The organism is Blastococcus saxobsidens (genome assembly GCF_002938435.1).
Classification (GTDB): Bacteria; Actinomycetota; Actinomycetes; order Mycobacteriales; family Geodermatophilaceae; genus Blastococcus; species Blastococcus saxobsidens.
The window spans coordinates 37,300-51,513 of sequence record NZ_POQT01000014.1; the positions used below are offsets into that span (position 1 = coordinate 37,300).

Consider the following 14,214-nt stretch of genomic DNA (forward strand, 5'->3'; position numbering starts at 1 on the left):
AGGTCCTGGCGGGTTGCTGTCGGGCCGGTACCCCTGCCTGAGCAGGAGTAACGGACGTCCCCCGTTGGGGCGACGGTCGATGCAGAACCGTCACCTGCGCGACGGACGGCCGTGCGGCCCTCGTCCCGGCGTTCGGCTGCGAGGGCGCGGGCGGTTCAGTCCAGGCCGGTGCGGGAGGTGGCCTTCGACCGCCGCACGACGAACGGGCCGATCGCCAGCAGGTCCACCGGAGCGGACCCGAAGCACTCCAGGGCGTCGCGCGGGTCGTCGACCATCGGGCGGCCCGCGGTGTTGAGGCTGGTGTTCACCACGACCGGGATGCCGGTGCGCCGCTCGAAGCACTCGAGCATGCGGGCGACCAGCGGCTCCTCGGCGCGGTCCACGGTCTGGATGCGGGCGGTGCCGTCGACGTGGGTGACGGTGGGGATGCGGTCACGCCACTCGGCGGCGACGTCGTGCACGAAGAGCATGTAGCGCGAGGGGATGGGACCGCGGCTGAAGATCTCCGGCGCCCGCTCGGCCAGCACCATCGGCGCCACGGGGCGGAACTGCTCCCGCCCCTTCACGTCGTTCATCCGCTCCAGGTTGGCCTCGTAGCCGGGGTGGGCCAGCAGGGAGCGGTGACCGAGCGCGCGCGGGCCGTACTCGCTGCGGCCCTGGAACCAGGCGACGATCCCGTTGTTCGCCAGCACCTCGGCGACGGCGTCGGCGACGTCGCGCGGGCGCTCGTACTCGATCGCCGCCGTCGTCAGGTACTGCTCGATCTCCTCGTCGGACCAGCCGCGGCCGAGGTCGGCGCCCGGCATCGGCTCGGTGGTCTCGCCGAGGCCGCGGGCGACGTGCAGGGCGCTGCCCAGCGCGGTGCCGGCGTCGCCGGCGGCGGGCTGCACCCACACCTGCTCGAACGGCGTCTCGGCGAAGATGCGGGTGTTGGCCACGCAGTTGAGCGCGACGCCGCCGGCGAGGGTGAGCGTCCTGTCCCCGGTGCGCTCGTGCAGCCAGCGGGCGAGCTCGACCAGCACCTCCTCGGTGCGCTGCTGCACGCTGGCGGCGAGGTCGGCGTGGTCCTCCGTCCAGTCGTCGCCCTTGCCCAGGCGCGGCGCGAACTCGGAGAAGTCGATCTTCGGGGTGCGGAAGCCGCCGTCCTCGGTCGCGACGACGAGCTCGGACAGCTCGCCGGCGAACCGCGGCTTGCCGTAGGAGGCCATGGCCATGACCTTGAACTCGTCGCTGCTGCGCAGGAAGCCGAGGTGGTCGGTGAGGTCCTCGTAGAGCAGGCCGAGGGAGTGGGGGAGGGCCTGCCCGGCCAGGATCTCCAGCTGCCCGTCGACGTAGCGGCCGGCCAGGTGGCTGTGCGCCTCGCCGCGCCCGTCGAGCACGAGCACGGAGTTGTCCTGCGCGGGTGCGGCCAGCCCCGCCGAGGCGGCGTGCGCCACGTGGTGCTTCACGAAGCGGACCTTCGCGGGGTCCAGCCCGGGCAGCGCGTGGGCGAGGAACTCCGGCGCCTTCTCCGCGTACATCTTCCGCATGACGTCGCCCGGGTCGTTCAGCCCCGAGTCCTCCGGCGACCCCATGAGGGCCGGGTCGAAGGAGTAGGCGACGGCGTCGAGGTCCTCCGGGTGCAGGCCGGCCTCGGCCAGGCACCAGGCGGCCGACAGCTCGGGCAGCTCCCAGGCGCTCCAGGGCAGCGGGCGCTTCCCGTGCTTGCGGCGGCTGAACCGCTCCTCTTCGGCGGCGGCCACGATCTTCCCGTCGACGACGAGCGCCGCCGCCGGGTCGTGGTAGATCGCGTTGATGCCCAGGACCTTCACGCGCGCACTCCTTCTCCTCGGGTCACTGCCCGTCTGTTCGAGGCCTCGACCCGTCGTCCTGCTGATGATCAAGCCCGGGCGCGCGTCCCGCAGCCCGAGCGCTCCCGCCCTGGGGGCCGCTCAGGCGCGCGTCCGGAGCAGGTCGTGCTCGAGCACGGCGGCTAGCGCGAGCGTCTTGTAGCCGACCTCGTCGAACAGCACGGTGACCCGGTCGTCCTCTACCCGCATCACGACGCCGTGGCCCCACTCGGTGTGCTCGACCGGGGTCTCCACCGGGAAGGGGGTGTCGTGGTCGTCGGCACCGGGGTGCTCCTGCGCGGTGCCGGCGGAGCAGTTGTCGCAGTTGCCGCAGGGCTCGTCGAGCTGCTCGCCGAAGTAGCCGAGGAGGAACTGCCGCCGGCACTCGGTGGTCTCGGCGTAGCCGCGCATCATCTCCACGCGGCTCTGGTCCACCTTCTCGTGGTGCTCGGCCAGCTGCCGGGCCTGCGTGGCAGCCGCGGCGGGTGAGGGCGCACCCTCGGCCGGGAAGGCGGCACCCTCCTCGTCGAGGACCACCGCCGAGACCTGCTCGAGCAGGTTGAGGTCGCGCGCCAGGGGGGTGGCGGCGCGGCCGGTCTCCTCGCGCAGCTCCTTCACGTCCACGCCGTCGTCCATGCCGGCGGCCGCCGCGGCCTGGACCAGCCCGGCCACCTGCTGCAGCTCCTCCTCGGCGGGTGTCCCGGCGGCGAAGAAGCGGCGGAGGCCGAGGTCCTCCTGGCGGTAGACCAGGACGGCGAGCGCCGGGTCGCCGTCGCGGCCGGCCCGGCCGATCTCCTGGTAGTAGCTGTCGATCGAGTCGGCCGGCTCGGCGTGGACGACGAAGCGGGTGCCGGGCTTGTCGATGCCCATGCCGAACGCGGTGGTGGCGACGACGACGTCCAGCTCGTCGTCCATCCAGGCGCGCTGGGTGTCCTCGCGGTCGGCCTTCTTCAACCCGGCGTGGTAGTGGCGGGCGCGCAGCCCGCGGTCGGCCAGCGCGGTGGCGACGTCCTCGGTGCCGCGGCGCGTGGCGCTGTAGACGATGCCCGGACCGCGGCCCTCACCGACCTCGGCCAGCACCCGGTCGAGCACGCCCTGGTCCTTGCCGTGCGCGTCGGCGTGGTGGTCGACCTCCAGCCGGATCTCGGGCCGGTCGAAGCCCGCGACCACGATCTCCGCGTCCACCATCCCGAGCTGCTCGACGATCTCGGCGCGGACCGGCGGGGCCGCGGTTGCGGTGAGAGCCAGGGCGGTGGGGTGGCCGAGCTGCTCGATGACGCCGCCGAGGCGCAGGTAGTCGGGGCGGAAGTCGTGCCCCCAGGCCGAGACGCAGTGCGCCTCGTCGACGACGAACAGCGCCGGCTTGGTCTCGGCGACCGCGTCGACCACGTCCGGCTTGGTGAGCTGCTCGGGGGCCAGGAAGAGGAAGCGGACCGTTCCGTCCCGCAGGCCGTCCAGGGCTTCCCGCTGGTCGGCCGCCGAGAGCGTGGAGTTCAGCTGCGCGGCGGCCCCGGCCTGGTCGGCGAGCTCGGCCAGCCGCTCCACCTGGTCCCGTTGCAGCGCGATGAGCGGCGAGACCACCACGACCGGCCCGTCGAGCAGGTGTCCGGCGACCTGGTAGATCGCGGTCTTGCCCGCCCCCGACGGCAGCACGGCGAGGGTGTCCCGCCCGCCGACCACGGACTGCATCGCGCGCTCCTGACCGGGGCGGAAGCCGTCGTAGCCGAGCACCTCGCGGGCGAACTGCCGGATCCGGCGGGTGCGCACGGAGGCGCTCGCCCCGGCGGGGTTGTCGTCGGCCGAGGAGGGGGTGGAGGCGCGGGGCACCGGCTCCCTCTCCCCGTGCCCCGAGATCGACAAACTGTGTGCAGGTGCACGCGGCGTTCCCGCGGGAACGTCCCCGGTCAGCCATCGACCGGAACGCCCGACTCGGCGGCGAGCCGGCGGACGAGGTCGCGATTACCCATGAGCACGCCGATGGCGTGGGCCATGTCCAGCCGCTCGTACGGGGCCTGCGGCGGGCCGGCCGGCGCGGGCGCGCCCTCGGGGAAGAGCACCTCCTCGACGAGCGGAAGCCGCGTGCAGGTCTCGACCACCGTGCTGACGGTCCCGCGTGAGCCGCGGATCACTGCCCCTGTCGCGGTGCGGAGGCAGGTCCTGCGGGGGTGCTGGCCTGTGCCCGACCTCCGGTGCGACCTCCGGCGCGAACGCGGCGTGCGCGATGCGGTCCCGGCGCCGGCACGTCGTCGGGACGATGCGGTCGGCGGGGTCGGCGGGGTCGGCGCGGTCGGCGCGGCGGGGTCCGGATCGGGGTTCGATGTCACGCTCGCTCCAGCCGTGGCGCGGCCTGCCGCAGGCGCCGCGATCGGCCGTCGGCCGATCGTCGTGTCGAAGGGGTGGACCCCGGCGTACACGTCGTCGCCCTGGACCGGCTCCGGTGCAGCCCCGGCGAGTCCGCTGGCGAACGCCGCGTCGGCAGCACCCCACACGCGGAGGCCGTCGGGAGTGCTGACCACGAGGCGGCCGTCGGCGCGGCTCATGACCAGGTCCTGGTCGTGGACGAGTCCGTGGTCGACGTCGCACAGCAGCACCATGTTGTCGAGGTCGGTCCTGCCCCCGAACAGCCAGTGCCGCAGGTGGTGCGCGTGGAGGCGCTCGATCCGCGTCTCGGGGCAGCCGGGTCGGGCGCACCCGCCATCACGCCGGAGCAGCGCGCGCCTCTGCGGGCGCGTGGCGCGGCGCTTCCGGCGGCCCACGGCCAGCGGTTCCCGCCCCTGCTCGATCATGGCGACGACCGTCGCCTCGCAGAGCATCCGGCGTGCCTGGGCGCCGGTGATCGCCGGCCCACCCTCGAAGTGGGCCCGTCCGGCAGCGGTGTCATCGGCCAGGACCGTGGCGTCGACGTGCACGACGACCTCGCGCCGGGGTGGATCACCGGGGCGGCGGTCGGCATGCGTCCCGGCCTCCACCAGCTCGGCCAGAGCGGCGATGCGACGGGCCGCGGCGCGCTCGCGGGCCATGCCGACCTCGGCGTCCCCGGCGCACCGATCCTCCACGTCCTCGTCCACGGTGCCGCCCGCCTGCCGGATGGCGGCATGACCGGCGGCCGCCTTCGTCGCCAGGGCCCTGTCGCGGCGCAGGTCCCGCTCGGCCCGCGCCTCGACCGCCGTCAGCAGCGGGGCGCCCTGCTCGGCGGGCATGCGGATCTTGAGCACGAGGAACCCGTCGTCGTCGGTCCAGGACTCGAACGACTGGTCGAGGGCGGCCCGGCTCTGGTCGCCTGCGGCCGCCTTGTCGTCGATGCGCCGCCACGTGCGGCAGAAGCGTTCGGTCTGGTGCGCGGTGGCCGAGAGGGCGAACTCCAGGAGCGCTGCCTCCGAGTCGGGCTCGGCGATGCGGGTGAGGGCGCGCACCTTGGAGTAGGACAGCCGACCGGAGCTGAACGCGGCCTCGATCCGGGGGAGGGCGGGTAGCGCCCGGGCCACGCGCACGTGCTCCCGTGCGGCGCCGGGGCCCATGCCGCACTGCCACGCCAACCAGTGACCGCAGGAGCGGATGCCCACCCCGTGCCAGCCGCCCCGGGCGTCGAACTCGGCCACCATCCTCAGCCAGGACGCGGTGGCCGCTGCGAGTCGCACGGCTCCGGAGGTGATCGCCGCCGCCAGTTCGTCGAGCGGCCGGACGCCGCCTTCATCGTTCGAACGCATGTTCGGACGATAGGTGACCCCACTGACAGAATGCCGCGGTCCCGCCCCGCCCGACGTTCCCGCGGGAACGTCTCGGAACGCGCGGGGTGCGGGGCCGGGGCGACGGGTGAACCTGTCGGACCGGGAACGTGGCCGGGTGGGCGTTCCCGCGCGGGAACATCTCGGAATCGGGAGGGCGCGGCGCGCTCAGTCCAGCGACTCCCGGCGCGCTGCCACGTCGGCCTGCTCCGCCGCAGCCCGGCCCGCGTACCAGCCACCCGCGTCGACCGAGGCACGGCTGCGGGTGGCCCGCACGCGGGGGAACAGCTCGGCCGCCCTGGCCTCGACGGCGGCCTGCTGTGACCGGAGCACGGGAAGGAGATCGACGCCCCGCTCGGTCGCTGCCTCGGCGGTCGCCTGACGGCGGGCGGTGGTCAGGCGCTCCCCGATGCGGTGTGCGTAGCCCAGCAGGAACGCCCGGCGGAAAGTCCGTGCCGCCGAGCGCAGCCCGGCGGCCCGTTCGGCGGTGGAGAGCGCCTGCGACACCTGGAGCAGCAGCGAGGTGAAGAGCAGCTCCACCGCGTCCAGAGCGGTGGGCACGCCGACCAGGTTGGCGATCCCCAGGCCCTGGTACCAGACCAGCCGCACGCCGTTGGCCTCGGCGACCGCGGCCAACAGCTGCATCTTCGCCCGTACGTAGGGATCGGCCACGTGGACCCGGCGGGTGCCGACGTGGGTGCTTGCGGGAGTGGCCTCCGCCAGCAGGGCGGCGTCGACCGCGTGCCGGGTCATGAGCTCCTGGGCCTTGGCGGTCAGCGCCTCCGCCTCCTCGGCGAACTCCGTCGACTCCGCCTTGGCCAGCAGGCCGCGGATGCGCCGCAGAGCGCGGTCGTCGTCGGCGGCCGGCCGGTCCGGGCGCACGCGCGCGGCGCCCCACCGCGACGGCGGCGGTACGAGGACCTCGATCCGGGGCGTGGTGCGCAGCAACCCGACCAGCAACAGCGCGATGCGCCACGCCTCGGCCGGCGCCCGCCGCTGCAGCCGGTGGCAGGCCGTCGGCACGGGGGAGTCCCCGGCCTCCCGTGCGCCGAGCTCGGCGAGCTGGGCCACCCAGCCGTCGGGTGCCCGCGAGATCGCGTCGGTCCGCCGGGCGTGCTCGGCGATCAGCGCCACGACCAGCGGCACCGAACCGGCTCCCACCTGGCGGCGGGCGGCGTGTGCGACGTCGGCCGGCTGCCAGCCGCGTTCCCAGGTGTCGTCGAGCGCGGCGAGCAGCGCCTGCGGAAGGAGGCCGCCGGTGCCGAGGTCGACGCCCGCGGTCCCGAGGGTGGTGGCCAGCTCGCCTATCCCGGCGTCGGAGAGGAGGAGGGCCCGGTCCTGCAACAGGCCCGCGAGCCAGGCTTCATCGATCACGTGGGGCATGCTGCCCCCGTTCCGCCGACGGGTCCCGCGGCGGTTGTGGACGGTCGGGCCGCGTCCACAGATGCGCCAACGGTCTGGCCGGGCGCTCCCCGGGGGTCCCTCCGCCACTGACCACGGGCGCCGGTCCACGTCGCCTAGCCGGCCCTGACCGCGTATGCGGATCGATGGGCGTTGATCGTCCGCACATGCGGAACTATGGTGGCATGGTGGCTGCTGAATACCGGATCGCTGAGGCCGCATCCCTGCTCGGTGTCAGCGACGACACGGTGCGCCGGTGGATCGACAGCGGCCGGCTGTCGGCCCGGCGGGAGGGCGGGCCGACCGTCGTCGACGGCCCCGGCCTCGCGCGGCTCGCGACCGAACTGCGCGAGGCGCCCGAGCCGGGGGCCACTCCGTCGTCGGCGCGCAACCGGCTCGCCGGCATCGTCACCCGCGTCGTCCGGGACGCGGTGATGGCCCAGGTGGAGCTGCAGGCGGGCCCCTTCCGGCTGGTGTCGCTGATGTCGCGGGAGGCCGCCGACGAGCTGGGGCTGGAGCCGGGCGTGCGCGCCGTCGCGACGGTCAAGGCCACCCAGGTCAGCGTGGACGTGCCGTGAGGCGGCGGCTCGCCGGGCTGGCGGTCCTCGCGCTGACCGCCGCGGGCTGCGCCGGGGCGGACGGAGCGGAGCCCAGGGGCGGTGACGAGCTGACCGGCACGCTCACCGTCTTCGCCGCCGCCTCGCTCACCGACGTCTTCACCGAGCTGGGGGACCGGCTGGCCGACGACCACCCCGGCTTGGAGGTGCGGTTCAGCTTCGCGGGCAGCTCGGCACTGGCCACGCAGATCTCCCAGGGTGCACCGGCCGACGTGTTCGCCTCGGCCGACGAGGCGCAGATGGCCGTGGTCACCGACGCCGGCCTGGCCGACGGGGAGCCGCAGGTCTTCACCCGGAACGTGCTGGAGATCGTCGTGCCCGCCGGGAACCCGGCGGGCGTCACCGGGCTGGCCGACTTCGCGCGCGAGGAGCTCGCGCTGGCCGTCTGCGCCGCCGAGGTCCCCTGCGGGGCGGCCGCCGAGGACGTGTTCGCCGCGGCCGGGGTGACCGCGCGCCCGGACACCCTCGAGGAGGACGTCCGCGCCGCGCTGACCAAGGTGGAGCTCGACGAGGTGGACGCCGCCCTGGTGTACGCCTCCGACGTCGACTCGGCGGAGGGCGCCGTCGAGGGGATCTCCTTCCCGGAGGCCGAGCAGGCGGCCAACGACTACCCCGTCTGCGTGCTCGCCGACGCCCCCAACCCGGCGGCCGCTCGCGCGTTCGTCGAGCTCGTGCTGTCCCCGGAGGGGCGCGAGGCGCTGGCCGGCGCCGGCTTCGCCGCCCCGTGAGCCGCCACGACGGCGCCCGCGTCCCGGCGCCGCTCCTGGTGCCCGCGGCCCTGGGGGTGCTGTTCCTCGCCCTGCCCCTGGTCGGCCTGCTGGTACGCACGCCGTGGTCCCAGCTGGGCACCCAGCTCGGCGCGCCGGGCGTCGGGGAGGCGCTGCGGCTCTCCCTCGTCTCGGCCACGCTCGCCACCGCCGTCTCCCTGCTGCTCGGCGTCCCGCTCGCCTGGGTCCTCGCGCGGTCGCGGGCCCGGGGCCGCACCGTCCTGCGGGCGCTGGTCACCGTGCCGCTGGTGCTGCCCCCCGTCGTGGGCGGCGTCGCGCTGTTCCTGGTCCTCGGCCGCCAGGGCATCGTCGGGTCGTGGCTGGACGAGGCCTTCGGCGTAACCATCCCGTTCACCACCACCGCCGTGGTGATCGCCGCGACGTTCGTGGCGATGCCGTTCCTCGTCATCAGCGTGGAGGGCGCGCTGCGGGCCGCCGACGCCCGGTTCGAGGACGTCGCGGCCACCCTGGGCGCCGGCCGGTGGACGACCTTCCGCCGCGTGACCCTGCCGCTCGTCGCACCGGGCGTCGCGGCCGGCGCGGTGCTCTGCTGGGCCCGGGCGCTGGGCGAGTTCGGCGCGACCATCACCTTCGCCGGCAACTTCCCGGGGACGACGCAGACGATGCCGCTGGCCGTCTACCTGGCGCTGCAGCGCGATCCGGACGCCGCCATCGTGCTGTCGGTGCTGCTCCTGGCGGTCTCCCTGGCCACCCTGCTGCTGCTGCGCGACCGCTGGCTCGGGCGGGCGACGGCGTGAGCCTCCGCGCAGCGGTCGCCGTGCGCCGCGGGACCCTCGACCTGGCCGTGGACCTCGAGGTCGCCGACGGCGAGGTGCTCGCCGTCCTCGGCCCGAACGGCGCGGGCAAGTCCACGCTGCTGCGCGTGCTGGCCGGGCTGCTGCCGCCGGACGACGGCGTCGTCGTCGTGGACGGGCGCACCTGGGACGGGGACGGCGTCCACCTCGAGGCCTTCCGCAGGTCGCTGGGCATGGTCTTCCAGGACGCGCTGCTCTTCCCGCACCTGAGCGTCGCCGACAACGTGGCCTTCGGCCTGCGCACCCGGGGCACCGCCAAGGCGGCCGCGCGGGCGGCCGCCGAGGCCTGGCTGGAGCGCGTGGGGCTGGCGGGCACGGGCGGCCGGCGTCCCGCGGAGCTGTCCGGCGGGCAGGCGCAGCGGGCGGCGCTCGCCCGGGCGCTGGTGGGCGGGCCCGCGCTGCTGCTGCTGGACGAGCCGCTGTCGGCGCTGGACGCCCGTACCCGGCTGGTGGTGCGGGCGGAACTGCGCCGGCACCTCGCGGACTTCCCCGGCAGCACCGTGCTGGTCACCCACGACCCGGTGGACGCCCTGGCGCTGGCCGACCGCGTCGTCGTCGTGGAGGACGGCCGGGTCGTGCAGGCCGGGACGCCGGAGGAGATCGCCCGCCGGCCGCGCACCGACTACGTCGCCCGGCTGGTGGGCCTCTCGCTGCTCCCCGGCACGGGGGAGGGCAGCCAGGTCCGGCTCGACGGCGGCGCGACGGTCGCGGTGGCCGAGCACGCGACGGGCCCGGTGTTCGCCGCGGTGCGGCCTGAGTCGGTCGCCCTCTACGTAGCCCGGCCCGAGGGCAGCCCGCGCAACGTGTGGCGGGCGCGCGTCGTGGGCGCCACCCCGCACGGCGCCACGGTCCGGTGCGACCTGGCGGGGGAGGTGCCACTGGTCGCCGACGTGACCGCCACCGCGTTCGCCGAGCTCGGGCTGACCGTCGGCGCGGAGGTGTGGGCGACGGTGAAGGCCACCGAGGTCGCCGTCTACACGCGCTGATGATCAGGGAAGCTGATCGTTCTGGGTCCTCCCTCACCGTCGACCGCGAGGGAGGACCCATTTCGATCAGGAGACCTGATCGTCATCCGCGGGGTCCTGGGAGGGTGGGGGCATGAGCAGCGTCGCCGCCGTCGTCCTCGCCGCCGGGGGCGGCCGCCGCTACGGGATGCCCAAGGCGTTGGTCGAGTACGAGGGCAGCCTGCTGGTCGAGCGGGCGGTGCGGACGGCGCGGGCGGCGTGCGACGTCGTGCTCGTCGTCCTCGGCGCACGGGCCGTCGACGTCTGGCGCGCCGCCGACCTCACCGGGGCCACCGTGCTGGCGAACGAGGACTGGGAGACCGGGATGGCCTCCTCGCTGCGGACCGGCCTCGACGGGCTGCGCGCCTTCCCGGGGACCGTCGACGCCGCGCTGGTCACGCTGGTGGACATGCCCGGCATGACGCCGGCCGCGCTGGCCGCCCTCGCCGCGCACGCCGCCCCCGACGCGCTCGCCGTCGCCACCTACGACGGCGTCCGGGCGCACCCCGTGCTGCTCGGCCGCGACCACTGGGCCGGCGTGATCGCCACCGCGACCGGCGACGAGGGCGCCCGCCGCTACCTGGCCGAGCACGAGGTGGTCGAGGTCGACTGCGCCGGTCTCGCGGATCCGGCCGACCTCGACGTCCCGCCACCCGGAGTACCTTCGGCGCCGTGATCGCCCGGGTCGTCGACGAGCCGCTGTCCGTCGCCCAGCACGAGGACGCCGTGGCCGACAAGGCCGCCGGTGCCGTCGTCTCGTTCTCCGGCGTGGTCCGGGACCACGACGGCGGGCGGTCGGTGACCGAGCTGGAGTACGTCGGCCACCCCACCGCCACCGAGGTGATCGTCGAGCTGGCCGAGGAGTTCGCCGCGCGGCCCGGCGTGCACGCGGTCGCGGTCAGCCATCGGATCGGCCTGCTGGGCATCGGCGACGTCGCCCTGGCCTGCGCGGTCAGCGCCTCGCACCGCGGCGAGGCGTTCACCGCCTGCGCCGAGCTCGTCGACGAGGTGAAGAAGCGGCTGCCGATCTGGAAGCGGCAGGTCTTCACCGACGGCCAGGAGGAATGGGTCGCCTGCCCGTAGGCCGGCCGCTAGCCCGGTCGCCTGACCCAGCCCTGCCGCTGCAGCCGCTCGAACCCGTCGAGCAGCAGGTCGAGGGCGAACTCGAACTCGAACTGCTCGTCGCACCCCCCGCCCACGCCTGACAGGTCGCCGTCGGTGGCGGCCATGGCGATCTCCAGGATGTGCGGGTACCGCTGCGCGAACTCCCGGGCCATGGCCTCCTGCTCCTCGGCGGTGGGTGGCAGGGCGTCGTCGCCCCGCGGCTCGTCGAACAGCTCGGGGGTGAACCCCCAGATGCGGTTGCCCAGCGCGTGCATCACGTGGTGAGTGAGGTGGGCGGAGAAGCCGCCGCCGCGGAACGCCCCGGCGAGGGAGTCCATGTAGCCGAGGACGGTGGGCGTCCGGCGGGTACGGGACTCGATCGCGAGCCGGGCCCAGGGGTGGCGCAGCACCGCGCGGCGCGCCGACAGGACGCGCGAGCGCACCCCTGCCTTCCAGTCCAGGCCGTCGGCCGGCGGGTCGAACTCCTCGATGACCAGGTCGACCATGCCGTCGAGCAGCTCGTCCTTGTTCGCGACGTGCTTGTAGAGCGCCATCGGGACGACCCCGAGCTCCTGGGCGAGCCCGCGCATGCTGATCGACCCGATGCCGGCGGCGTCCGCGCGCGCCACGGCGGTGCGCAGCACCCGGTCCCTGCTCAGCGGCGCCCGACGGGTCGGCTCGGACTGCTCCGCCACGCACCCACTCTCCTCGCAGCTCTCGGGGAGGTTGACAGGTGTACATCGTACACCTACCGTGACGACTGCCAGTGTACGCCGTACACCTCGAAAGGGAAGCTGGGGACATGGGCTCGACGAGACGGACCGCGATGGTCGCGGGTGTGTTCTTCCTGGTGGCAGCTGCCGCCTCCATCCCGGCGCTGGGGCTCTTCCAGCCGGTGCTGGGCGACGCGCGCTACGTCCTCGGTGCGGGGGCCGACGGGCAGGTGCTGCTGGGCGCGCTGCTCGAGATCGTCACGGTCGCCGCCGTCATGGGCACCGGGATCGCGCTCTATCCCGTTCTCCGGCGCGAGCACCACGCCGCCGCGCTCGGCTACGCCCTGGGCCGGCTGATGGAAGGCGCCCTGATCGCCGTCGGCCTGGTCGCCGTCCTGGTGGTCGTCACGCTGCGCGAGGACGCCTCCGGTGCCGACGACGGCGCGCTCCTGGTCGTCCAGGAGGCCCTGGTGGCGGTCAAGGACTGGACGTTCCTGCTCGGGCCGAACGTCGCGCTGGGGCTGAACACCCTGCTGCTGGCCGGGATCATGCACCGGTCCGGGCTGGTGCCGCGGTGGATCGCCACCCTCGGGCTCGTCGGCGGGCCGCTGATCCTCGCCTCGGGCGTCGCCGTGCTCCTCGGCCGCTACGAGCAGGTCTCGGTGGTCGGCGCGCTCGCCGCGCTGCCGGTGTTCGCCTGGGAGATGAGTCTCGCCGTCCACCTGCTCGCGCGGGGCTTCCGGTCCTCGCCGCGGGCCCTCGTCCCGCCGTCCGGGACGGCGGCGCCGGTCCCCGTCTGAACCGGCGGTCTCAGCCGGCGAAGGTGCGGGCGGGCAGGCCCCGCACGCCGGTGTCGACGCGGAACAGCGCTCCGGCCAGCGGGTCCTCGCCCGGCGCCATGCCCTCCTGCGACGTGGTGACGAACAGCTGGTCCAGCCCCGGCCCGCCGAACGTGCAGGCGGTCACCTTGGGCGTGGGCACCTCGACCACCGCGTCGAGCCGGCCGGTCGTGTCGTACCGGTGCACGGCGCCGCTGCCGTAGAGCGCCACCCACACGCCACCCTCGGCGTCGACGGTGAGCCCGTCGGGCAGGCCGTCGTCGTCGAGGGTGACGAACGGGCGGCGGCCGGTCAGCCCGCCGTCGGAGTCGTAGTCGAAGACGTCGACGCGGTGCGTGGCGGTGTCGTCGTAGTAGGCGAGGGCCCCGTCGGGGCTCCACTCCAGGCCGTTGGAGACGGTGACGTCGGCGAAGACCTGCCGCGCGTTGCCGTCGGGGTCCAGCCGGTACATCGCGGCGGCGCCCGGGGTCTGGTCGTAGGCCATCGTCCCGCACCAGAACCGGCCGTCGGGGTCGCAGCCGCCGTCGTTCATCCGGACGCCGTCGTCGGTCCAGAGCTCGCCCAGCGGCGTGAGGGCACCGTCGGCGGCCTCCAGCAGGAACCCCCGCTCGACGGCGATGACCGCACCGCCGGCGCGCCGCGGGCGCAGCGCCGCCGCCACGGCGCCGACGTGCACGCGGTGGACCGTTCCGTCCGCTCCGAGGGAGAGGACGTCGCCGACGGTCAGGTCCACCCAGCGCAGCCCGCCCCAGCCGGGCCACCAGACCGGCCCCTCGCCGTGCTCGGCCACCGGCCCGGTCACCTGCTCGGCGCGCACCTGCTCCCCCTCCGCCTGGTGCGCCGATCCTGTCGCAGGTCGGCGGCGGGTGCGCGCTCAGGCGGACCGCTCCTGCGGCACCACCAGCGGCGGGGGTTCCATGCCCGCGGCCATGAGCGTGCTCAGCATCCGGCCGGCGGCCTCGACCACCGTCAGCTCCCGGGCGGCGCTGCGCGGCTTGGCCCGGTAGGCGATCCCGCAGAGCGTGCCGAAGAGCTCCAGGTCCCCGGTGACCAGGGGGACGCCGACGTAGGCGGCGATGTCCCGGATCGCCCCCGAGGTGCGGGAGGCGTAGGCCGGGACGGCGGCGGTGACGGTGGCCAGCCGCGGGCCGCGGCCCTCGACCATGGCGCAGCACAGGCTCTGCGTCCACGGGATCTCGGCGCCCGGCGGCACGCGGTGCTCCGGCCAGGCCCGGAGCACCACCTGCCGGTCGTCGACGAGCTGGGTGACCAGCCAGACGTCCCAGCCGACGTGCCCGTGCAGGAAGCGCAGCGCTCCGTCCGCGGCGGACGCCCAATCCCGCCACGGTGCGACGTCGGCGACCCCCGCCGGAACCATGTCGTCCATTATTCCCGCCGTA

General features: G+C 75.1%; 14 protein-coding genes. 7 read left to right on the plus strand and 7 right to left on the minus strand.

The window, feature by feature from the left end; genetic code table 11:
- Positions 1-155: 155 nt before the first annotated feature.
- The 4 genes from C5507_RS10525 to C5507_RS10540 all read right to left on the minus strand — a co-directional run bounded on the left by C5507_RS10525 (position 156) and on the right by C5507_RS10540 (position 6,928).
- Positions 156-1,811: a carbamoyltransferase family protein gene (locus tag C5507_RS10525; protein ID WP_104528479.1), complete on the minus strand. Its 1,656-nt coding sequence runs from the start codon at positions 1,809-1,811 to the stop codon at positions 156-158.
- A gap of 120 nt (positions 1,812-1,931) precedes the next feature.
- Positions 1,932-3,656 carry a RecQ family ATP-dependent DNA helicase gene (locus C5507_RS10530; RefSeq protein ID WP_242611231.1) on the minus strand — a complete coding sequence of 575 codons (1,725 nt, stop codon included), beginning with the start codon at positions 3,654-3,656 and terminating at the stop codon, positions 1,932-1,934.
- A 77-nt stretch (positions 3,657-3,733) separates the two neighbouring features.
- Positions 3,734-5,536 carry an HNH endonuclease signature motif containing protein gene (locus C5507_RS10535; protein WP_165400472.1) on the minus strand — a complete coding sequence of 601 codons (1,803 nt, stop codon included), beginning with the start codon at positions 5,534-5,536 and terminating at the stop codon, positions 3,734-3,736.
- Between the two features lie 186 nt (positions 5,537-5,722).
- Positions 5,723-6,928, minus strand: a complete 1,206-nt coding sequence (locus tag C5507_RS10540; RefSeq protein WP_158657565.1) for a DUF2786 domain-containing protein — start codon at positions 6,926-6,928, stop codon at positions 5,723-5,725.
- A gap of 194 nt (positions 6,929-7,122) precedes the next feature.
- On the opposite strand from C5507_RS10540, the gene C5507_RS10545 reads away from it, so the two are divergent.
- The 6 genes from C5507_RS10545 to C5507_RS10570 all read left to right on the plus strand — a co-directional run bounded on the left by C5507_RS10545 (position 7,123) and on the right by C5507_RS10570 (position 11,241).
- Positions 7,123-7,533, plus strand: coding sequence for a TOBE domain-containing protein (locus C5507_RS10545; RefSeq protein WP_242611230.1), 411 nt, complete (start codon positions 7,123-7,125; stop codon positions 7,531-7,533).
- Positions 7,530-8,300 (plus strand): molybdate ABC transporter substrate-binding protein, encoded by a 771-nt coding sequence (gene modA, locus C5507_RS10550; RefSeq protein WP_104528482.1) that lies wholly within the window; start codon positions 7,530-7,532, stop codon positions 8,298-8,300. Before C5507_RS10545 ends, modA begins: the two co-directional genes overlap by 4 nt.
- Positions 8,297-9,097 carry an ABC transporter permease gene (locus C5507_RS10555; RefSeq protein WP_104528483.1) on the plus strand — a complete coding sequence of 267 codons (801 nt, stop codon included), beginning with the start codon at positions 8,297-8,299 and terminating at the stop codon, positions 9,095-9,097. Before modA ends, C5507_RS10555 begins: the two co-directional genes overlap by 4 nt.
- On the plus strand, positions 9,094-10,140 hold the full coding sequence (locus tag C5507_RS10560; RefSeq protein ID WP_104528484.1) for an ABC transporter ATP-binding protein: 1,047 nt from the start codon (positions 9,094-9,096) through the stop codon (positions 10,138-10,140). Before C5507_RS10555 ends, C5507_RS10560 begins: the two co-directional genes overlap by 4 nt.
- A gap of 112 nt (positions 10,141-10,252) precedes the next feature.
- Positions 10,253-10,834 carry a nucleotidyltransferase family protein gene (locus C5507_RS10565; RefSeq protein WP_104528485.1) on the plus strand — a complete coding sequence of 194 codons (582 nt, stop codon included), beginning with the start codon at positions 10,253-10,255 and terminating at the stop codon, positions 10,832-10,834.
- Positions 10,831-11,241, plus strand: coding sequence for a molybdenum cofactor biosynthesis protein MoaE (locus C5507_RS10570; protein ID WP_104528486.1), 411 nt, complete (start codon positions 10,831-10,833; stop codon positions 11,239-11,241). Before C5507_RS10565 ends, C5507_RS10570 begins: the two co-directional genes overlap by 4 nt.
- Before the next feature lie 8 nt (positions 11,242-11,249).
- On the opposite strand, the gene C5507_RS10575 is transcribed toward C5507_RS10570, so the two are convergent.
- Positions 11,250-11,957: a TetR/AcrR family transcriptional regulator gene (locus C5507_RS10575; RefSeq protein WP_104528487.1), complete on the minus strand. Its 708-nt coding sequence runs from the start codon at positions 11,955-11,957 to the stop codon at positions 11,250-11,252.
- Positions 11,958-12,064: 107 nt separating this feature from the next.
- Here C5507_RS10575 and C5507_RS10580 point away from each other — a divergent pair, with 107 nt between their 5' ends.
- Positions 12,065-12,775: a DUF4386 domain-containing protein gene (locus C5507_RS10580; RefSeq protein WP_104528488.1), complete on the plus strand. Its 711-nt coding sequence runs from the start codon at positions 12,065-12,067 to the stop codon at positions 12,773-12,775.
- 10 nt (positions 12,776-12,785) lie between these two features.
- Here the strand turns inward: C5507_RS10580 and C5507_RS10585 are convergent, their stop codons facing one another.
- Entirely contained in the window at positions 12,786-13,631 is an 846-nt protein-coding gene (locus C5507_RS10585; RefSeq protein WP_104528489.1) for an SMP-30/gluconolactonase/LRE family protein, read from the minus strand.
- Positions 13,632-13,688: 57 nt separating this feature from the next.
- Positions 13,689-14,201, minus strand: coding sequence for a histidine kinase (locus C5507_RS10590; protein ID WP_242611229.1), 513 nt, complete (start codon positions 14,199-14,201; stop codon positions 13,689-13,691).
- Between the last annotated feature and the right edge of the window lie 13 nt (positions 14,202-14,214).

Bases quoted from the DNA above. Each gene is read 5' to 3' on its own strand.
- C5507_RS10535 (WP_165400472.1), bottom strand. From the start codon at position 5,536: ATGCGTTCGAACGATGAAGGCGGCGTCCGGCCGCTCGACGAACTGGCG.
- C5507_RS10545 (WP_242611230.1), top strand. From the start codon at position 7,123: ATGCGGAACTATGGTGGCATGGTGGCTGCTGAATACCGGATCGCTGAG.
- C5507_RS10565 (WP_104528485.1), top strand. From the start codon at position 10,253: ATGAGCAGCGTCGCCGCCGTCGTCCTCGCCGCCGGGGGCGGCCGCCGC.
- C5507_RS10580 (WP_104528488.1), top strand. From the start codon at position 12,065: ATGGGCTCGACGAGACGGACCGCGATGGTCGCGGGTGTGTTCTTCCTG.
- C5507_RS10590 (WP_242611229.1), bottom strand. From the start codon at position 14,201: ATGGACGACATGGTTCCGGCGGGGGTCGCCGACGTCGCACCGTGGCGG.